Genomic DNA, 20736 nt, shown 5'->3' on the forward strand with positions numbered 1-20736 from the left:
CATAGTATGATGATGTTCGTTCTTTATTATATGTAAATAGAGACATATTATCAATTGAGGGTGTGGAGAGCCATTATGAGTAATACGAATAATCAACAAATCCGTTTCTGGCCGATTATGACTGCTATTTTTATCGGCTCTTTCCTTTGCGTGCTTGCTTCGGCTACGATTAATCTCGCGCTCGAAATTCTTAAGGACCATTTTCACACAACGCTTGGCTCAGTGCAATGGACATTAACCGGATTCATGCTGGCTATGGGCACGACGGCTCCGATAGCGGGTTATTTAGGCGAGAAATTCAGCTACAGACGGCTTTACCTCTTCTCGTTGATCGGATTTACCGCTACTTCCGCCTTGTGTGCCGCAGCTTGGAACGAACAAACTTTGATCGTGTTTCGGGTACTGCAAGGAGCATTCAGCGGTTTGATCATTCCGGCTACGATGTCGATTATTTATCAGGTCATACCGAGGGAGAAGCAAGCGATGGCCATCTCCTTGTGGGGATTGTCCGCCATGCTGGCTCCGGCTTTCGGACCGACGATCAGCGGCTGGCTGCTGCAAAACTTCGATTGGCAATGGCTGTTCCTAATGAATATTCCTATCGGACTGATCGCAATCGCATTTGTATATGCCTATATTCCTTATTATCGGCTGAACGTTCCCAAAAGCTTCGACGGACTTGGTTTCGTGACCGTTATCCTAAGCAGCTCTTCCTTATTGCTGGCTCTTGGCCAAGGTCATAAGTGGGGATGGGATTCGTGGAAAATAGCGCTTCTGCTCGCATTTGGAATTCTTAATCTAATCCTCTTCATCTGGCGTGAGCTCGTGGTCGAAACTCCGCTGCTTAACTTGCGGGTATTCAAGAACGGTCGGTTTACCTTAAATGCGATTATAGCCAATATTATAACGATTAGCTTATACTCAGGCACGCTGCTGACCCCGGTGTTCTTGCAACGAATTCAACATGTGTCCCCGATGGATACGGGATTAATTTTGTTGCCCGCATCTTTAGTCATGGCGCTCGCTATGCCTTTTGTCGGGAAGTTGTATGGCGTTATAGGGCCTCGTTGGTTGATGTCTATTGGGATCGTTTTGTTGACGGTCGGTACTCTGACGCTAAGCTGGTTAAGTGTCGATGTCCCTCACTCCTATATCGTATGGTGGATGATCGTGCGGAACTTAGGCATCGCATTCGTGGTCATGCCGTCAAGCAACGCGGCCATGGAGCAAATTCCTGCACAGCTATCGGGACACGCTTCGGCGATTACGAACTGGACGCGGAACGTATTCGGGTCGTTCGCGATTGCTATCTTCACGACGTTGCTTGCCTCGCGCTCCATTACTCATGCCGCCAATTTAGCGCAAGCAGGGGATACGGACAAAATCCATATCGGGATGATGTCCTTCACGATGAGCATCAACGACGTGTATGTCATCGCTACATTCATAGCGGTTGCGGCGTTGCCTCTGAGCTTGTTCGTTGGCAAAATAAAGCGGCAGGGAGTCGCGGCGGTTGAACGTAAATCTGCGTAAAAGAGTGATTTGATGAAGAGACGGGAGCCGGTGGACTGGGGGGGAATTCCTCTGGGTTGCCGGCTCTTGTTGTATGTTATAATGGTAGACGTTTGCTCCGCAAAGCGGAGCCGCGGTTCGCAAACTCCCGCGTCAACAAAACTAGGAGGATGGTTATGTTTAATTTCGGTTGGGGCGCGTTGTTCGTCCTAGTCAACTTTGCGCTATTCCTGATCTGCTACCGGATGTTCGGAAAGCAGGGGTTATATGCTTGGATTGCCGCGGCTGTAGTGCTCGCCAACATTCAAGTGGTTAAGACGATCGGAATGTTCGGCTTCGTCATGACGCTGGGCAACACGATGTACGGCACGATCTATCTGACGACGGACTTATTGAATGAGAAGTACGGAGAGAAGGAAGCGAAGAAGGCGGTGTGGTTCGGGTTCTTCTTCCTGCTGATGTCCACGGCTATTATGCAGATGGTGCTCGTATTCGAGCCTCAGGAGACGGATTTCGGTCAGCCTGCGCTTCAGACGATTTTCGGATTGGCGCCGCGTATCGCTTTGGGAAGCTTAACCGCGTATCTCGTCAGCCAATTCCTTGACGTTAAACTATTCAGCAAACTAAAGGTGAAGTACCCGACACGCAGCCAATTGTGGATACGCAACAACGGAAGCACGGGCGTCAGTCAATTGGTCGATACGCTCATCTTCTGTTCGATCGCATTCGCGGGACTGTATACTTGGGATGTGTGGTGGGAAATCGCCATCACGACTTATGTGATTAAGTTCGTAATATCGGTAGCGTCCACGCCGGTTATTTATTTGGCTAGAAATTTTAATTTCAAAAGCGAATAAGTTCGGTTTACTTGGGCAGGGCTCCCTTTTGCAACTCCATCCTCTTCACATCCACCGCCTGTTGCCCCTTAAGCTCCACTTCCGCAAGCGCAGCCTCAACAGTCTTGTCGCCTCGGATGACCTGATCGAGAATCGGTTGGGCAACGTCTTGGAGCGCAGTCACGATTTTAGGGTCAATGACAAGGTAAGGATTCGGATTATCCGGATTGGCTTGAAGCTTATATATAGGCGAGAGGTCATCCCAATTGCTGAGCGGCTGCATATATTCCGTAATAGAAGGAATCCCCTGGCTCCGATAGTTGGCCCTGTTACGGATATTCTCGGCATCGGACACGATGAACTCAAGGAGCTTCCAGGCTTCCTCTTGATGCATCGATGCGGTAGATATGCCGAATATCTCATCTACGGTATAGGAGCGGGAGCGGTCCGGCTGCCCGGGATCGACGGGAGGCGTGATGATTCCCCAGTTGATGCGTTTGACTTTGAACATTTCAGCATATTCCTCAAAGCTATACGCCGATGAGAAACCTCCGAGTGTCATGGCTACTTGTCCGGTCATGAACGAAGGATCGTTCCCGCCGAGCGATTCTTCTTCCCCTTTAATGGCGCCAGACCTGAACGCTTCAATCGCGTAATTCCATATCGTTCGCCATTTTTCCGTATTCATCGTGACTTTAAGCGTTTGAGGTTGGATATAAGACAGCCCTTCTGTTCGACCTGCTTCAAGAATGCAGTTAAGCGTAATGTTGCGATAATAATTCGTGCCTATACCGTAGAGGGGTTGTCCATCCGTCCCCTTATTCGGAAACCGCATAGCCAACGCGAAAATATCTTTCCAAGCAGCACCGTTAGCGGGAGGAGCAATTCCATATTGCTTAAACAGATCTTTGTTGTAAAACAGCGCGACTCCTTGAAAGGTTGGTGAAACTCCGTACATCTCGCCATTATCGGCAGCCGATTTGAGCAAAGTGGTGACGATAGGGGAAAGCTTGCCAAGCTCCGAATTTTCTTCTTTCTGGAAGCGCGATGATAAAGAAAGCAATTGGCCTTGCTCGATCTGTTGCCGAAGCAACGGCAAATTGTACATATACCTAATGTCCGCGTCCTGATAAGGATCCACCGACTTGGAATCATAGGGAACAACCTGAACTTGGATATGGGGGTATTTCTTCTCAAAGCCATAACCGTAATCTCTGTAAAATTGTTGGACGGAAGGAGCGCTGACCTTAAGAACGATAGGCTTCTCAGGCTTGGAGTTTAGGCAACCCGATAAGATAATCAGGGACGAGAAGAGTAGGATCAGTAGCCGGGATGATTTAAAGCGCATGATCACTTCTCCTTCCCGCTAGATTTATCTGATCGAAGCAGCGCTTCCGCCTTTTGCTGAAGATCGGTTAACGAAGATTCAGTTATCGGATCGGAGCCCGCCAACAACTGATCGAGCGTTTGAATGGCTAATCCCCGCAGAGAGTCTGGCAGAACATCATAATTCGGAAGAACCGGTCGCAGTCGATGGAATACGGCACGGTGCTTTTTCTCCTCCGCGTTAATTCCAAGCTGATCCGCTAGGGTCGTAAAGCCATACCAATCTCCATAAACCCACTTGGCTACTCGATCCGAAAGTAAAAACCGCATGACTTCCCAAGCATCATCGGGGTTGGAAGAAGTCTGAGTAACCGCGTAAAAGCCATCAGCAAATAGATTAGCGGTAACATCCGGCTGCGCTGGATTGACGGGCATCGTGACTAGATCCCATTTGAAACCCAGTTGTCCCTCTTCCAGCCGTCTCAATTGATCGCTGGAAATGATCGTCATTGCACGTTCGCCGGTGCGAAACGGATTTTTATTGATATCGTCAAACCATACTTTGTTGTTCCGCAAAGGTTCGATCGCCGACTCCCATACCTTCAGCCAAGAGGGGCTGTTAAAGGTTACTGTCCGGGAAGTTTTGTTGTAAAGCTGCAGATTCAGCGTCATTCCCATATCCTGCACCCAATCCCAAGGTGTCCTGTCCGTAATGGATAAGCCCTGAGGGAACCGCTGCGAAAGGGTGATCAACTCGTTCCAGCTCATGCCATCCTTCGGGTAGCTAACATTGTATTGATCGAAAAGGTCTTTGTTATAGGCAAGGGCTCGTCCGGTGAAAGTTGGCGGAAGCCCGTATATTTTTCCGGTACCGTAAAGCTTAGTCAGCTCAATCGCTTCGGGTACCCTGTCATCTAGCGAATAAGAGTCCCGATCGATATAAGCGTCCAATTGCCGTATCTGCCCTGAATCAATGAAGGATTCGAATAAATGGTCGGGTATGTACAGGAGATCGACAGAGTGGGATTTAACCCATTGTTGGACGGTTACTTCACCGCGTATTAATTCCTTCATAGGGATGATGTTGACTCTGAGCTTCGGATACTCGCGCTGCAATATATTCGCATACCTCTGCTCGAAAGCTTCTTCTGATAGGTAACCTATGTTAAGCGTGATATCGTCCTTGTCAATCAGAGGCACAGCCTTCGGACTGTTACAGCCGGTTACGAATGCCGAGAACAGAATAAGAGCGCACATAAACAATCTTAATTTCCTCAGACGACACACCTCTTCCAATTTCGCCCTTTTTTTCATACTATCAATAATCTAACAAATAGAGCAGTATAATTATAATTTTCTAATTGATTTTTTCCTGTAGACAACCGAACATGTGATCGCTTACAATGGTGACATTCTTAAAGTCCTTCCACTTTTAACCAATTGGTTCAAGGAGGTTTTTCGGTGTCATGATGGAGACGATCACGTTACATCAAGGAAGAACGGAAGCTAAACCGGAAGAAGTGGGTTTCAATCCGACCGCCCTGCAGCGATTAAATGACCACTATGCGTCGTTGATCGGTAAAAAGACGATTCAAGGCGCGTCGTTCGTACTGGCCCGCTATGGCAAAGTGTTCGCGCATACGTCGATGGGCAATCTCACGCACAAGGAAGATAGTTCAGATTTGCTGCCCGGCTCCATTCGCAAGACGTATTCCATTACCAAAATCGTTACGGCGGTAGCCATTATGCAACTGATCGAACGCGGATTGATTTATCTCCATCAACCCGTAAGCAGCGTGTTGAAGCAGTTCGATAATCCCATGCACCGCGAGATCACTATTTTTCATTTATTAACGCACACATCGGGATTGCGAGCGGATCCGGGGTCCTATTTAGAGCCGCATCATTTGCCATGGTTTGAATGGGCTTATCATGAGAGGAAGAAAATCGATCCTTCTACCGACTGGATACAGCTTATTTTAACAGGCCCCGTCATGGCTCCGCCTGGCAAGGAGTGGCACTACTCGACTGCGACCTATGCGATTCTCGGAGAAATCATCGCGCGTGTTTCCGGCAGTCCTTATCATCTATATATCGAGAAAGAAATCTTAGCGCCTTTGGACATGGAGCAATCATTTTTCCTCGTCCCCCCGGGATGGAGAGATGAGGTTTGCGTAACCGGTCCGTGGGAGGAAAAAGGAGTATCGGTTGCCGAGGTTGACCCCAATGAGCCGCCAAAAGGTGGAAACGGTCTGTATTCCACACTGGCGGATTTAATGCGGTTCGGTCAAATGCTGCTCAGCGGCGGTACGCTGGACGGGGTGACCGTTCTTTCCAAACGCGCGGTGGAAATGATGACCCAAAACCAATTGTCCGGGGTGCGCATGCAAGGGTGGGGAAGCGACGAGAAAGATTTTCGCCACGGGCTTGGTTTCGCGCTGGATGATTTCGATCTATGTTCGCCTGGGACATTTAACCATGAAGGTTTCGGCCACTGCGGGCTATATGTTGACCCGGCTGAACAGCTCGTTTTCGCGTTTTTAGTTCCGAGTACCCGCGGCTTCACAACGGAGTCCGTCGTCATTCCGAAAGCGATCGTTTGGTCAGGATTATTATAGGGGGGAATCCAAGATGGCTGTTACCGAAACGCTTCAAACCTCGACGCTTCAGGAAGCTTCTTACCGTCCGGAGGTACTTGCTAGACTGGAACAACATTTTCGGAACCTTGTTAACGATAATAAAGTGCAGAGCGCTTCCTATTTGCTGGCTAAAGACGGGAAAATATTCGCAAGCAACGCTTTTGGACTGCGTACATACAGGGATGAAGATGAATCCCCGATGCTTACGGACACCATTCGGAGAGTTGCATCCGTTACCAAGCTGTTCGGAGCAACGGCCATATTTCAACTTATCGAGCAAGGTAAACTGTTTTTGAGGCAGCCTGTAGCCGAATGGATCGAGGTGTTCAAGCATCCGATGTTCGAGAAAATCCAAATCTGGCATCTGCTGACGCATACGTCCGGATTGTGGCCAGACCCGGGTTATTATGCCGAGCCTAATCCATTTGGCCATTGGGATGTAAGATTCGCTTTCGATCCGGATACGGAAGGCCCTCACGCAATAACAGATGAAGACGAACGGTTGAAGCTTCAGAAGTCGGCATGGATCCGCGCTATCCTATCCATGAAGCCGGTGTGCAAACCGGGGGAAAACTGGAACTACTCATCTGCCGGATATGCCTTGGTCGGCGAAATCGTTACGCGCGCCAGCGGCCTTCATTTTGAGGAATACGTGATGAAGAACATCGCGGAACCGCTAGGAATGACCCGGACGTTCTTCGATGTACCGGAGGAGCTGCACGGGGAAGTGTGCGTGACGAACGATTGGGACGAATCGCGGTTGGTTAAGCGAGATAGAACTTATGAGCCGCCGCGAACGGGCGGGGGATTATACTCCACGCTCGGAGATCTGTTCCGGTTCGGTCAAATGCTGCTGAATAAGGGGACCTACGAGGGGCAGCGCATACTATCTCGCAAATCCGTGGAACGGATGACGCGCAACCATTTCGAAGGACGGGATTTGTTTGCATATTGCTGGGGCGGTAAAATCGCTTCGATGCCGTACGGGATGGGACCGGGGGTGACGGTAGAAAATGAGTGGGTATCGCCAGGTTCATTCGGTCACGAGGGGGCTGGCCGCTGCAAGCTCATTGTCGATCCGAAGCAGAATGCTGTCATCGTCTACATTGTACCGTCTAATTTGGATTGGGTGCCGGAATCGATCATTCATCCTCAACAGTTGATATGGTCTGGGTGGCAATGATCAGAGTAATCGGCTCCATTCAAGCGATCGGCTTTGCAACGTACAAGGAATGGGCCGCCTATCGCTCGCATATGGCGGTATCGCTTCTCGTCGGACCCGTCTATTTTCTGGTGCAATTTTTCATATGGCGCGCTGTTTTTGAAGGGACGGACACATTAAATGGCTTTACGCTGGAGCAAATGCTGTCCTATTTCGGTATTGCGGCGGTTATCAATTATCTGACATTCGATTTTGCCGACTGGAATTTGCAGATGCTCGTACGTACCGGGAAATTCATTACGTTCGCGCTGCGGCCCATGCCGCATTGGCTGTTCGCTTTGGCGCAGAAATTAGGTCATCGTTCGCTGGGATTCATGATTGAATTCGTGCCCATTTTCCTTATCTTTCTATTTGTATTTGGAGTTAAGCTCTGGCCTGCAGCGCCGATGTGGGCCGTAATATCCATTGCGCTCAGCTTTCTGATGAACTTCATGGTTAATTATTGCGTAGGGTTAACCGCCTTCTGGCTCGTTCGTGCCGAGGGTGTGCGAAGGGTATTCTTGCTGCTTAAAGATATTAGCGCAGGCCTGTTCGTGCCGCTCACCTTTTTTCCGGAATGGACACAGAAAGTGTTGTTTTTCCTGCCGTTTCAATTTATTACTTATGTTCCGACCCGGGTGTTCATCGGCGAATATGAATTAGCGGGTTATTCGATAGGCATCCCGGCTCTCGTTGCGCTTCAAGTCGGTGCAACGGCGCTTATGGCGGTCTTGATGCTGCTGCTCTATCATGCTGCGATGAGACGGTTCACGGGGGTGGGGGTATGAAGGGAGTATTCGCTTGTATTGCTTCCGTGTTGCGTACGAAAGTTGCGGAGCAGATGGCATACCGAAGTCACTTCTTCCTAAGCGTTATCCTTCTGGTCGCAGGCGATTTGCTTGTGCCGATGATTACGCTGCTCGTCTATCGATCGGGAGCTTCTTTTCCAGGCTGGTCACTGCATGAGGCACTTCTTATTCAAGGCGTATTCGGGCTCGCGAAAGGAATCGCTTTTCCTATTTTTTTCGGAATGGTAGGCAGCACGTTATCTTTGGTAAGGGAAGGGACATTCGATCTTTTGCTGCTTAAACCGCGGCCTGCCTTATTCATGACGATGCTAAACGGACTGGATCCGGAGGATTTCGGCAGGCTCCTTAGCGGAGGAGTGCTGTTCGGTTATGCTTTATCCGGCCTGCCGGCACCTAAGTTTAACGGTTGGATCCAGTTCGCGGGGTTGTTTCTGGCATCCTTGGCAGTATTGTGTGCATTCTCGCTTTTGTTGTCCGGGTTGTTGTTTCGTTGGGTAGGGAGCAGCCGGGTTTATGATATTTTCGATTCGGTTACGAGCTTCGGGATGTACCCGGGCACGATTTACGCTAAATCATTTCAGCAGCTGATGACCTACGTCATACCGGTAGGCATCATTGCTTTCGTACCGGCTTCCGCTCTGCTCGGACGTGCCGGATGGGAGACGGCGGGTGCGGGGGCAGCCGCGGCGCTGTTCTTGATTGCAGGTATCGTGTATTGGCATCGCATGTTGCGTGGATATACGAGCGCGGGCGGATGAAGGAGAGAAGATTATCCATGATCGAAGTCAGTCACTTAACCAAAACTTACATGACCCATGAACGTGGGCACACCCTGCGGGAAATTGCGGCTAACTTAATCCGCAGACCGATGAAAGAGGTTCAGGCGGTCAAGGATATCTCTTTTACGGTCGAACAAGGAGAGATGGTTGCTTTTCTTGGGCCTAATGGTGCTGGAAAGTCGACAACTCTTAAAATGCTTACCGGCGTGCTGCATCCGACATCGGGGGAAGTTAGAGCTTTGGGCCTGACTCCATGGAAGCAGAGGAGCGAATATGTTAGGCGCATCGGCGCGGTGTTCGGGCAGAAATCGCAGCTTCTCTGGGACATTCCCCCCGTCGATGCCTTCTATATGAACAAAGCGATATACGGCGTGCCGGAGCGGGAATACGCCCAGACGCTCGATCGTCTAACGACGTTATTGGACGTCGGCGATGTCATGCGCAAGCCAACCCGGCAGCTGTCGCTGGGCGAACGGATGAAGTGCGAATTTATTATGGCGATGCTTCATGGTCCGGAGCTTGTGTTCCTGGATGAGCCGACAATCGGACTCGATGTCATTGCCAAGGAAAATATCCGTGACTTCATCAAGGATATGAACCGCCAAGGGGTCACCTTTATTTTGACAACGCACGACTTGGATGATGTGGAATTACTTGCGGAACGAGTTATCGTTATTAATCACGGTGAGATCGTGTTTGATGACGGGTTGAATGTACTAAGAGGCAGGCTTGGTGAGAAAAAAGCGGTTCGGTTGACGACTGACCTACCGCTTCCCGATGAGTCTATGCCGGGAGTCACGTTGTTAAAGAGAATTCACGATTCAGAGGCGGAGCTTGAAATCGATACCGACATTTTGCCATTAAAGCATTTCATTCGGCAGTTTAATGAAACCTACGGCATCCGCGATATGTCCATAGAGCCGTTGCCGATTGAAGCGGTAATGAAAGAATTGTATATAGGTTCACCATTATCTTAGCAGCGGTGCGAAACAGTATTTGCCTTGACTTCGAGGCGTTCCCCTTCTAAACTTGGAGTTCATAGGCGTTATCGCATCGGAGGGACCCCTTTGGCTTCAATCGCAGGATCGCGAACGGCGGCATCGGATTCGACCAAAGCCGTATTACCCGTACTCTTCGCCATAAGTTTGGTGCATTTGTTGAACGATTCCATGCAGGCCGTCGTACCGGCTTTGTATCCGATTCTGGAAAAGTCGCTAAACCTGTCTTATGTGCAGGTAGGCTGGATCGGCTTCATGCTTAATATGACTTCTTCCGTTATGCAGCCCGTAGTCGGCGCGTACTCGGATCGTCGTACTTTGCCTAATATGCTGCCGATCGGAATGGGGCTTAGCCTGATCGGCATGGTGGGCATCGCTTTCGCTCCGCAATTCTGGTATTTGCTGCTTGCGGTCGTGTTCATCGGATTGGGGTCGGCAATCTTCCACCCTGAAGGCTCCAGGGTCGTCTATTTCGCAGCAGGCGGAAGACGCGGATTCGCCCAATCGGTTTACCAGGTTGGAGGCAATGCGGGCAGCTCGTTGGCACCGCTGATGACGATATTCATCTTCGTCCCTCTCGGCCAATTCGGGGCCATCTGGGGGACGTTGTTCGCTGGCTTCGCGATAGCGGTGCTGCTCGGGGTGCTTCCTTGGTATAAACGCAAGCTTACGGAATGGGAAACGGATCGAGCGAACAAGGCATCGGGAAAAGCAGGCTCGACGATTGTCGAGAAAATGAGTCATCCCCGGGTCAAATTCGCGATGGGAATGTTGGTGTTCCTCGTATTTGCCCGTTCTTGGTACCATGCGGGTATTAGCAGCTATTATCAGTTTTTCCTTAAGGAGCACTATGGCTTAACGATTCAACAAGCGCAAATTCCGGTGTTCCTGTTTCTTGCCGCGGGCGTGCTCGGAACTTATTTCGGGGGTGTGTTGGCGGACCGGTTCGGGTTAAAAAACATGATCGTCTTTTCCATAGCCGGAGCTTCGCCGATCGCTCTTATTCTGCCGCACCTCCCTTTATTTTTAGTGTATCCGGTCATTGCGTTACTAGGGTTCGTCGTGTTATCGGGATTCTCCGTGAGCGTCGTCTATGCGCAATTCCTCATGCCCGCCAATGTGGGAATGGCATCAGGATTGACGACCGGCTTGGCTTTCGGGATGGGAGCCATCGGTGCGGTAGCGCTTGGCAAAGCCGCGGATGTGTTCGGTTTATCGGACGTCATGCTATTTTGCAGCTTCCTTCCACTAGTCGGATTATGCGCAATAATGCTTCCTTCGGATCGTAAGAAATAAAAATCGCCAAGCAAGAGCCGGATCGGCAGCTTGCATGGCGATTTTTTCGTTATAAATCCCGTCTCAATGCACGAAGCACGTCGATGCGGGTTGCCCGTCTAGCCGGGCGGGAGCCTGACAGCAAAGCGACGCCCAGCGAGATGAGGCAGGACACGATAGCTAGAGAAGGCGGAATCATTGAGAAGCGGAAATCGTCGGGAATGTTCTCATTCATGAATCCTTTAATGACTATCGGCAGTCCGGCGTTCACGGCGAAAGAAATGAGGTAAGCGACAATCGTCCCCATAATAGCCCCGAGCAAGCCGATCATACTGCTTTCAAGCAGGAAAATTCGCTGGATCGCGGAAGGATGAGCGCCGATCGCCTTCATGATGCCGATATCCTGGGCGCGTTCGGTAACGGCCATCGTCATCGTATTGAAGATACCGATCGAAGCGATCAGCACGGCGATGGTGCCGACAAACCCCAGCCCTATTTTCATAATCAGGAATACCAGGTTAATCTGCTTAAGCTCGTCGGCAATGGAATGGCTATAATACCCTTTCAACCGGATTTCTTCGGCAATGGCTTTTACGTGATTAGCACCGTCGGCAATGACCTGCACGGAGTTGTATTGGCGGGGATCCTGCAGCCCGAGCGGCTGATTGCCCGGCGGCTGGTCGGAATTGTCTTTATCCGCCTTCGGAGGCCGAATTGCGCCCCATTGAGTTTGGGTGAAAGTCTCGATCTGGGTTAGAAGTCCGTTGCCGATGTACACCATCGTGTCCGTCTGCCATTCGCGCGACGGCTGTTTGCTGATTCCGACGATCGTTACCGGTATCGTTTGCTTCTGCTTCGTACCGTCTTCGGCAAGCTGTTGAACTTCAAGATTCATGACTTTACCTAGCCATTCCTTAGCGGGAGGTGTATTTTCTTTCGGTTGCTTCCCGTCTCGGGACTCTCGAATGTTGAAGCCAACGACGATCTCGTTAGGGTTCTGCGGGAGCCTGCCGGCGCTTAACCCGAAGCCCGCTTTGGTTTCCGCATCGAAGTCAACGTTAATGACTCCGTTGTTATTCGCCGCCACACCCTCAACGGTCGGGCTCAGCGATTGCTGAACATAGTTGCGGTAGGTGACCGCTTTGACATGATCGACCGAGCGTAGGTAGTCCAGGTTTTCCTTGCCGATTATCCGATTAATATCCTTAACGGATTCGATTCCGTATATATCTATCGCGGTTACGAGACGGTCCCCGACGACTTTGTCGACGATGCTTTTCTGCAGGCCGAACCCGACGGAAGCGAGCACGATGAGGAAGGAACAGCCCATGGCCGTCGCTAATACCGTCATGAACAGCCGGGTTTTGTTTTTCTTCATATTTTGCCGGACAAACCGGAATTGATCAGTGAGTTTCATAGACGAGAGTCCCTCCTGTCGCGTATGCATTCAGCAGGCGCCCGTCTTTCAAGGTTATCGTCCTGTGCGCGATGGAGGCGACCTGCTCGTCGTGGGTAATGAGGACGAACGTCGTGCCTCTATCCTGATTCAGATGTTGGATCATCGAGAGCAGTTGGCTTTCGTTGTCGCTATCCAAGCTTCCCGTTGGCTCGTCCGCAAGTACGATAGGCGGATTCAGAATTAAAGACCTCGCAACGGAAACCCGCTGCTGCTGGCCGCCCGACAATTCTCCCGGATAATGCCCGGCGTATTCGGCAACTCCAACCTGTTCTAGCATTTCCATGACCTTCTTCTTGCGCTGCGCCAACCCGATCCCTTTGAGCACTAGGGGAAGCTCGGCGTTCTCGAAGGCGGTCATGCTCGGAATAAGCTGAAAGCTTTGGAACATGAAACCGAGATGGGCAAGCCTGAAGTTAGCCCACTCCCCTTCGCTTAGGGAGGTTACCGCTTGACCGGCTACGCGGATTTCTCCGGAAGTAGGCCGGATATATCCGGACATCAGATTGAGCAACGTCGATTTGCCTGAGCCGCTCCGTCCGACGATCGCGACGATTTCTCCTTGCTTAACTTGCATGTCGATGTCGTGCAGCACGGGAATGACCCGTTCTTTGCCTTTTTTGCCGATGGCGAATTGATGGTTAATTCGATTCATTTCAATCACGGGCGATCCCTCCATTCAGATCTGATTATACCTCTCAATAGTTTAATAAAATGGAAATAACTTCTTAAGATTTTCTTAAGATTGCTAGCATATGGGCGAAAAAGGGTATGACCGCTGCGGTCGCTCAGTCAATGGTGCGGCGTTCAGTTTTCTTTCAGCTAATCCTTATGTTCCGTTAAGGCTGACTTCAGCCTAATTTCAGGAAAGATGAGAATAATGGGGGTTGTAAGGCTAATTAACGGAACAGGAGGAATGAAGATGAAGAACAAAGTAAGAACGTTAGGAATTACGGCTGCGATAGCCGTCATGATTCCGCTCACCGCCTATGCGGCAACGACATCGAGCGATTCTACTACGGGAAACAAGGCCGTGTCCGCAGTGTCAGTCAAGGGTGACGCATTGGATGATCGCGGAGGGTTCGGACGCCAAAAACAATTCGTGAGTCAAGAAGTACTCGATTTGCTGAAGCTCGATAAGGCCGCGTTTAACGAGAAAATCAAGGCAGGCATGACTTTAGCCAAGATTGCCGAGGGACAAGGAGTATCCCGCGATAGCTTGAAAAAAGCGATGACCGATTCGTTTAATAAGAAACTGGAAGAGCGGAAGAAGGATTTCGCGGATAATTTGGACAAGATGATCGACTCCGATCTGCAGGTGGATATACGGGGTGGCGGCTTCCGGGCTCCGCTGGATTTCTCTGCTGCCGCCAAAGTGCTCGGACTTAGCGCCGATCAAGTGAAGGAGCAGCTTAGCGCAGGCAAATCGTTAGCCGATCTTGCCACAGACAAGGGCGTGGACGTGCAGAAGCTGATCGATGCGGAGAAAACGGCTTTGACAAGCAGCATTAACCAAGCGGTTAAAGACGGCAAGCTGACGCAAACGGAAGCGGACAAGCAATTGAAGGACGTAGCCAATATCGCCGAGAAGATCGTCAATGGCAAAGGTTTCGGCGAAGGCCATCGTCACGGCGGCGGCCACGGCCGGGGATTCGGCGGCGAGAAGCCGTCTGACGCGGAAGCGGCTGAACCATCCGCTTCGTCTTAATAGGCAATAGGCAATGAAAAAGACTTGTTGGGCTGCTTCTCTCTTTATCGAGAAGCTCCGACAAGTCTTTTTTATAAGCTGTGTTCCAGAACGTTGTTGCTTAACAAAATCGATTAATCTGTAACGGCCATTTTGACCGTTTCAAGCGGATTTTCTAGCTGCCTATTGATCGTAACGGTCATTTTGACCGTTACGCGCCCAATTATTAGCGCAGAATGCCATTTCCTTGGTTCGTAGCGGTCATTTTGACCGTTACGAACTACTTTCACACGGAATGATGCCTGTAGCGGTCAATTTGACCGTTTCAGGTCTTTTCATGATCACTTTGTAACTTTCTATACACTTTGATTCACTGTTAAGCAACAACTGAGCAGAACTCAGCCTTTTTATATCATTGAGCCATTGAGAAATTCGGTAGCGGCACGCGGTGCCGTTATTCCTCATGATGGGCGGACCAAAATTCATGTTAACGGCACGCGCTGCCGTTATTGGATTCACCTTGCTACCTGAATATAGCATGAATTAACAAAATAGCGGCAAGCGTTGCCGTTACGGCTGTGTAAAGGAGGCGGTTTTGTCTCATTAGCGGCACTCGGTGCCGCTAATCCACTTTGCACCGGTAGCGTCCAGCCTCTGCCTTTACCCCTTAGCGCAGCCTCACCCTCTGCCCTTTTGACGCAAACCCAGCTCCGCTCCGCTACTTAACCATAAGCTTCTGAACAATCGTATCTACCTTCGCAATATGCTGCATGACTCTGTCGGCCGCTAATTTTTCGTCCATGGCCGCAATCGCCTCGTAAATCATCCGATGTTCCTCAAGAAGCCCTTCGGCCGAGGTGCGATCCGCGAAAAACCACAGGCGGCGAGATTCCTTCATGCTAACCTGCAACCGCTCCGTCAATGACTCCATCATGGCGATGAGCAATGAGTTATGCGAAGCTTTCGCGATGCACAGGTGAAAACGAATATCCGCAAGCTCATTCTCATCATCTTGATCCAACGTGTTTTCCATTTGAACCAAAATGTCGCTTAACTCTTTCATATCCTCATCGGTACGGCGCTGCGCGGCAAGCGAGGCACAGCCAACTTCGATAAATTTACGGACTTCAAGTACCTCTTGCAGCATTTGCGTTTGATAGAAGAAACCTCCGCCGGCTTCGGCATTGGATTCTCTCGGCAACTGACTGCTGACGAATGTACCGCCGCCATGACGAATGGTTACCCACCCCATGGCTTTGAGACCGCTAAGCGCTTCGCGGATAGTGGAGCGGCCTACGTTAAAGCTAGCAGCAAGATCAACAACGGTCGGAAGCTTCGAACTAGGAGCGAACTCGCCGGATTCAATCTGCTGTTTAATTTGCTGCATCACAATTTCCGAGCCCTTCTGGGGACTAATTTGCTGAAATACCATCGGGTACCTCCAAAAAAAATCGTATACAACAATTCAATCATAAGCTAAACTAAATGAAAAGTCATCAGATCACATGATCAAATTAAAAACAAATCTTTCTTATGGAGGGTCTTATGCGAGAAGAACCTTACAAACAAGAACTTCGCAGTATCGTAGGCGATGCATTTTTCAAAGATGATGCGGAAAGCCTGGTCACTCATTCTTACGATGGCACGCCTATGCTTCAGAAGCTGCCGGACGGAGTCATCTATCCGAAGAATACCGAGCAAGTATCGCAAATTATTAAAGTGTTGGGCAAATATGGAATTCCTTTAATTAGCCGGGGTTCAGGCACGAATCTGTGCGGAGGCACCGTTCCTGTGCAAGGCGGGATCGTTATGGTCATGCACAGGATGAATGCGATACTGGACGTGGATATGCAGAATTTAACGGCGACCGTTCAGCCGGGAATCATCACGAAGAAATTCATAGAGCATATTGAAAATTTAGGTTTGTTCTATCCTCCCGATCCGAGCAGTATGGCTATTTCGACGATCGGAGGAAATATTGCCGAGTGCTCCGGAGGTCTGCGCGGCTTGAAATACGGTACAACCAAAGACTACGTAATCGGTCTTGAATGCGTACTGGCGTCTGGCGAGGTGCTTCGGACGGGCGGGAAATTAACCAAGGACGTGGCTGGTTACGATTTGACGAAGCTTCTGATCGGATCGGAAGGCACGCTGGCTGTCATTACCGAAGCGACTCTTAAGCTCATTCCGCCGCCGAAATACAAGAAGACGATGCTGGCGATGTTCAAGGATATTTACGGCGCAGCCCGCACGGTATCCAAAATTATCGAAAATCAAATCATTCCCGCGACGCTCGAGTTTATGGACAATCCGACGATTCGCGTCGTAGAAGATTTCTCTAAGCTCGGACTTCCGCTTGATGTAGCCGCTATTCTTCTCATTGAGCAAGACGGGGAATTGGAAATGGTCGAACGGGATATTGCCAAGATGGCGGAAATCTGCAAAGAAGAATTGGCGGATAGAGTAAGTGTCGCCAGCTCCCAAGAGGAAGCCTTAAAGCTGTTGACCGCAAGGCGCAGCGCGTTTACGGCTTTGGCTCGGCTTCGTCCCACCACGATTTTAGAGGATGCGACCGTGCCTCGTTCCAGAATCGCCGATATGGTGCTGGAGATTAATCGCATCGCGCAAAAACACAATGTGCAAATATGTACGTTCGGCCATGCCGGAGACGGGAACCTTCATCCTACGGCGACGACCGATGCAAGAGACGAGGAAGAAATTCATCGCGTCGAGGCCGCTTTCGAGGAAATATTCGAAGCGGCGATTCGCCTCGGAGGAACAATAACCGGCGAGCACGGCGTAGGGATGGTTAAGGCACCGTTCTTAGAATGGAAAGTAGGCAGCGCGGGAATCGAAATTATGAAAAATATTAAGCATGCCTTTGATCCGCAAGGTCTATTGAATCCCGGCAAAATATTCGCGAAGGAAACGCGGCGCAGGGTGGTGATCGATCATGGCTAAAACAACGGGAGCCTCACTGAAGGAAACATTGTCGATCAAGCTGGATTACGATCAATTAACGAATTGCATGCGCTGCGGCTTCTGCTTGCCGGCATGTCCTACCTTTCAAGAAACCGGCGTCGAGGCCGAATCCCCGCGCGGGCGAATTTCTCTTATGAAAGCCGTTGTAGACGGCGTCATGGAACCGAATGCCCGTTTCGAGGATCAAATGAACCACTGCTTGGGCTGCAGAGCGTGCGAACCGGCATGCCCCGCGGACGTTAAGTATGGCCAATTAATCGAGCAGGCGAGAGATGCCATCGAGGATCATACGGATCAGCATCGTCTCTGGGTAAAAGCCGTACGTAAAGTGATGTTCAAGAAAGTGTTTCCGCATCAAAATAGAATGAAGCTGCTAGGCAAAGGGCTTCGGATGTATCAGAAGACCGGACTTCAAACGCTCGTTAGAAAAACAGGTATAGTCGGAGTGTTTTCTAAACAGATGTCGGCCATGGAACGGATTCTTCCCGATGCTTCCGGTAAAGGCGTTATTGAACAGATGGGCACCCGCATTCCGGCGAAAGGCGAGAAGATAGGCACCGTCGGCTTATTCCGAGGCTGTCTAATGGACGTGTTGTTTACGGAAACGAATAAGAATACGGTCAAGCTCCTCACGGAAGCCGGATTCGAAGTCGTCATTCCGGAGACGCAAAATTGCTGCGGCGCGCTGCATGCGCACAGCGGGGAAACCGCCCAGGCCCAGGCGCTGGCTAGGAACAACATTCATGCTTTCCAGCAAGCGAACGTGGACTATATCGTATCCAATGCCGGCGGCTGCGGCGCGATCTTGGTCGAATACGATCATCTGCTTCATGATGATCCGAAGCTGAGCGAGCAGGCCGAATGGTTTGCGAAACGGGTCTACGACGTCAGTACTCTGCTTATGGAAAAAGGGCGTCCGCTGCAATTTGCCAAGCAGAAGAATGAGGAGGATGGCGTCCGCGTTACGTATCAGGAATCTTGCCATCTTCGCAACGTAATGAAGGGCAGCGGCGCCCCGCGGCAATTATTGAAGCGGGTGTCCGATATCGAGTTCGTCGAAATGCGGGACGCCGGTTCCTGTTGCGGGTCGGCGGGCATTTATAACCTTACCCAGCCGGACATGGCGAATCAAATTCTCGATCGCAAAATGGAAAACGTCAAGACGACGAAAGCGCATTATGTGCTGACGAGCAATCCCGGTTGTTTGCTGCAAATGAAACTCGGGATCGACAAGCATGCTAAGAACGATGGCGTACAGTCGGTTCATATTGTGGATTTTTTACACGATCGTCTCGTAAAAAATTAGGGGGATTAAACGATGAAGCTGCTTACTTTTATTAAAAACGAATCATTCAATCTTGGCGTGAAAACAGACAGGGGAGTCTTGGATGTTAGCGCGGTCGTATCTGCTGTCCCTGCAGTTGCCGATGGCCTTAATGTGCCGAGCGGCGTGCACGAGGTTATCGAACGGGGAGCTTCGGCGATTAGCGCTTTGAAAGAATGTATTAGCCGTGTAGAAGCCGGTCAGGGATATGGGCAATACTGGCTTGATGAAGCAACTCTCAAGCTCGGACCATGCGTAACCCATCCGAATAAAATCATCTGCATCGGATTGAATTATCGCAAGCATGCCGAAGAAACGAATATGCCTATTCCGCAGTATCCGATTCTTTTCAATAAATTTAACAACACGCTAACGGGTGATGGCGATGATATTCCGTTGCCTAAAGTTTCGGAAAAGGTAGATTATGAAGCCGAGTTAGTTATCGTAATCGGTAAAAAAGCCAAGGAAGTCAGCAAAGAAGATGCGTTGGATTACGTGTTCGGCTATTGCAATGTCAATGATATTTCGGCGCGCGATCTGCAATTGCGAACGAATCAATGGCTGCTTGGCAAAACGTGCGACAAATTTTCCCCGCTCGGGCCTTATTTGGTTACGGCTGACGAAGTCGGCGATCCGAACAATCTGGACATTTCGTCCGTCGTTAATGGGGAAGTGCGTCAAAAATCCAATACATCCGATATGATCTTCCGCTGCGATGAAATCGTCAGCTACATTTCTCAGCACATGACATTGGTCCCGGGAGACATCATTTTGACGGGAACTCCGGAAGGCGTAGTCATGGGTTACCCACCCGAGAAACAAATTTATCTTCGCGATGGAGACGTTGTAACCATCGAGATCGAGAAGCTGGGTAAACTGACGAATCGTATGGTGGCGGAGTAGAAGACGGTTAGTGTTAGCACGGCAAAAGGAAGGACAGGTCAAAGTCGTAATGACTTTACCTGTCCTTTTTCACCGTCGAAGTGAAGTTAAGCCGCCGAGGCCATCAGTCTAATTTCAATGCCGGAAGGATCTTTCAACTCCCAATGATCGCCCTGTTCAGCGACAGGTATATCGGCATTCCTAAGCTTCTCCAACGTAACGTTTAACTCTACGGGTGAGGGGAGCACGATCGTATAATAAGCTAATCCCGTGCCGTTGGCCGGGGGTTGCGGCGCTCCGACCCCTGCCCATATGTTCATTCCGATATGGTGGTGATAACCTCCCGCGGAAATGAACAACGCACCCATCATTTTCGAGGCGTCCGCAACGAGATCGAATCCCAGAATATCGCAATAGAACGCCTTGGATTTGGAGAGCTCGCTGACATGCAAATGGATATGCCCCAAGATCGTTTCCGCCGCTAATCCCGACCAAGGTTTATCCCCCGCCAGCTTCAGCAAGCCCTCGATATCGACCGGATCCGAGCCCATAATATAGTTGCCTTCCGCATCTTTTTTCCACTCCGACCGAGGACGATCGCAATAAATTTCGATTCCATTGTTATCCGGGTCCGAAATATACAGAGCTTCGCTCACCATGTGATCGCCTTGTCCGATATGGATGCCGGATTTGATCAGCGTACGCAAGGACAAGCCTAGTTGCTCTCTTGTCGGTACAAGAATGGCGAAGTGATACAGCCCCGTCGCGGACCTTCTCGGAACGACGGCGGCATTCGGAACTTCTTCGAGGATAAGGTAGGTTTTATGCCCATCCACCGTTAATCGGGCAGTTGTGGCGTCTTGGCTAAGCACCTGAAAACCGACGACCTCGCGGTAAAATTGGATCGAACGCTCGAGATTGCTAATCTTCAGCTTGAGTACTCCGAGTACGGTATCTGCATGTATCGATCGAGACATAATCATTCCTCCAAGGAAATTATAATGGTTACTTTATGTAAGTAACTATAGCA

At 50.2% G+C, this 20736-nt stretch carries 18 protein-coding genes; 12 read left to right on the forward strand and 6 right to left on the reverse strand.

From position 1 onward, the window contains the following. The first annotated feature begins 75 nt into the window (after positions 1-75). The gene (locus K7P76_RS03095) at positions 76-1533 is read left to right on the forward strand and encodes an MDR family MFS transporter (RefSeq protein ID WP_232183159.1); all 1458 of its coding nucleotides are present in this window, start codon (positions 76-78) and stop codon (positions 1531-1533) included. A gap of 155 nt (positions 1534-1688) precedes the next feature. Further along, a complete protein-coding gene (locus tag K7P76_RS03100) occupies positions 1689-2369 on the forward strand; it encodes a queuosine precursor transporter (protein ID WP_232183161.1) in 681 nt (226 codons plus the stop codon). A 7-nt stretch (positions 2370-2376) separates the two neighbouring features. Here K7P76_RS03100 and K7P76_RS03105 read toward each other — a convergent pair whose 3' ends face one another. Then, positions 2377-3696 (reverse strand): extracellular solute-binding protein, encoded by a 1320-nt coding sequence (locus tag K7P76_RS03105; RefSeq protein ID WP_232183171.1) that lies wholly within the window; start codon positions 3694-3696, stop codon positions 2377-2379. Between the two features lie 2 nt (positions 3697-3698). Further along, positions 3699-4931 (reverse strand): ABC transporter substrate-binding protein, encoded by a 1233-nt coding sequence (locus K7P76_RS03110; protein ID WP_232183173.1) that lies wholly within the window; start codon positions 4929-4931, stop codon positions 3699-3701. Positions 4932-5140: 209 nt separating this feature from the next. Here K7P76_RS03110 and K7P76_RS03115 point away from each other — a divergent pair, with 209 nt between their 5' ends. From K7P76_RS03115 to K7P76_RS03140, 6 genes are all read left to right on the forward strand, one after another. Continuing rightward, a complete protein-coding gene (locus K7P76_RS03115) occupies positions 5141-6292 on the forward strand; it encodes a serine hydrolase domain-containing protein (protein ID WP_232183174.1) in 1152 nt (383 codons plus the stop codon). A 13-nt stretch (positions 6293-6305) separates the two neighbouring features. Then, on the forward strand, positions 6306-7496 hold the full coding sequence (locus tag K7P76_RS03120) for a serine hydrolase domain-containing protein (RefSeq protein ID WP_232183176.1): 1191 nt from the start codon (positions 6306-6308) through the stop codon (positions 7494-7496). Next, positions 7493-8302: an ABC transporter permease gene (locus K7P76_RS03125; protein ID WP_232183178.1), complete on the forward strand. Its 810-nt coding sequence runs from the start codon at positions 7493-7495 to the stop codon at positions 8300-8302. Before K7P76_RS03120 ends, K7P76_RS03125 begins: the two co-directional genes overlap by 4 nt. Next, positions 8299-9081, forward strand: coding sequence for an ABC transporter permease (locus K7P76_RS03130; RefSeq protein ID WP_232183187.1), 783 nt, complete (start codon positions 8299-8301; stop codon positions 9079-9081). The genes K7P76_RS03125 and K7P76_RS03130 overlap by 4 nt, the downstream gene beginning before the upstream one ends. After that, a complete protein-coding gene (locus K7P76_RS03135; RefSeq protein ID WP_232183189.1) occupies positions 9078-10079 on the forward strand; it encodes an ABC transporter ATP-binding protein in 1002 nt (333 codons plus the stop codon). The genes K7P76_RS03130 and K7P76_RS03135 overlap by 4 nt, the downstream gene beginning before the upstream one ends. 90 nt (positions 10080-10169) lie before the next feature. Beyond that, positions 10170-11396 carry an MFS transporter gene (locus tag K7P76_RS03140; RefSeq protein WP_255678077.1) on the forward strand — a complete coding sequence of 409 codons (1227 nt, stop codon included), beginning with the start codon at positions 10170-10172 and terminating at the stop codon, positions 11394-11396. A 49-nt stretch (positions 11397-11445) separates the two neighbouring features. On the opposite strand, the gene K7P76_RS03145 is transcribed toward K7P76_RS03140, so the two are convergent. Both K7P76_RS03145 and K7P76_RS03150 read right to left on the reverse strand, forming a co-directional pair. Continuing rightward, positions 11446-12792: an ABC transporter permease gene (locus K7P76_RS03145; RefSeq protein WP_232183191.1), complete on the reverse strand. Its 1347-nt coding sequence runs from the start codon at positions 12790-12792 to the stop codon at positions 11446-11448. Further along, positions 12779-13495, reverse strand: coding sequence for an ABC transporter ATP-binding protein (locus K7P76_RS03150; RefSeq protein ID WP_232183199.1), 717 nt, complete (start codon positions 13493-13495; stop codon positions 12779-12781). Before K7P76_RS03150 ends, K7P76_RS03145 begins: the two co-directional genes overlap by 14 nt. Positions 13496-13753: 258 nt before the next feature. Between K7P76_RS03150 and K7P76_RS03155 the strand changes: the two genes are divergently transcribed. Continuing rightward, positions 13754-14539, forward strand: coding sequence for a hypothetical protein (locus K7P76_RS03155; RefSeq protein WP_232183203.1), 786 nt, complete (start codon positions 13754-13756; stop codon positions 14537-14539). Positions 14540-15236: 697 nt separating this feature from the next. Here K7P76_RS03155 and K7P76_RS03160 read toward each other — a convergent pair. Further along, a complete protein-coding gene (locus tag K7P76_RS03160) occupies positions 15237-15950 on the reverse strand; it encodes a FadR/GntR family transcriptional regulator (RefSeq protein WP_232183204.1) in 714 nt (237 codons plus the stop codon). Between the two features lie 113 nt (positions 15951-16063). Here K7P76_RS03160 and K7P76_RS03165 point away from each other — a divergent pair, with 113 nt between their 5' ends. The 3 genes from K7P76_RS03165 to K7P76_RS03175 are packed head-to-tail and all read left to right on the forward strand — an operon-like array spanning position 16064 to position 19727. Continuing rightward, entirely contained in the window at positions 16064-17479 is a 1416-nt protein-coding gene (locus K7P76_RS03165) for an FAD-linked oxidase C-terminal domain-containing protein (protein ID WP_232183222.1), read from the forward strand. Beyond that, positions 17472-18806: a (Fe-S)-binding protein gene (locus tag K7P76_RS03170; protein WP_232183262.1), complete on the forward strand. Its 1335-nt coding sequence runs from the start codon at positions 17472-17474 to the stop codon at positions 18804-18806. The genes K7P76_RS03165 and K7P76_RS03170 overlap by 8 nt, the downstream gene beginning before the upstream one ends. A gap of 12 nt (positions 18807-18818) precedes the next feature. Beyond that, entirely contained in the window at positions 18819-19727 is a 909-nt protein-coding gene (locus tag K7P76_RS03175) for a fumarylacetoacetate hydrolase family protein (RefSeq protein WP_232183272.1), read from the forward strand. An 86-nt stretch (positions 19728-19813) separates the two neighbouring features. Here K7P76_RS03175 and K7P76_RS03180 read toward each other — a convergent pair whose 3' ends face one another. Continuing rightward, on the reverse strand, positions 19814-20683 hold the full coding sequence (locus K7P76_RS03180; protein ID WP_232183282.1) for a VOC family protein: 870 nt from the start codon (positions 20681-20683) through the stop codon (positions 19814-19816). Between the last annotated feature and the right edge of the window lie 53 nt (positions 20684-20736).

Source organism: Cohnella silvisoli, assembly GCF_021190915.1.
Taxonomy (GTDB): Bacteria; Bacillota; Bacilli; order Paenibacillales; family Paenibacillaceae; genus Cohnella; species Cohnella silvisoli.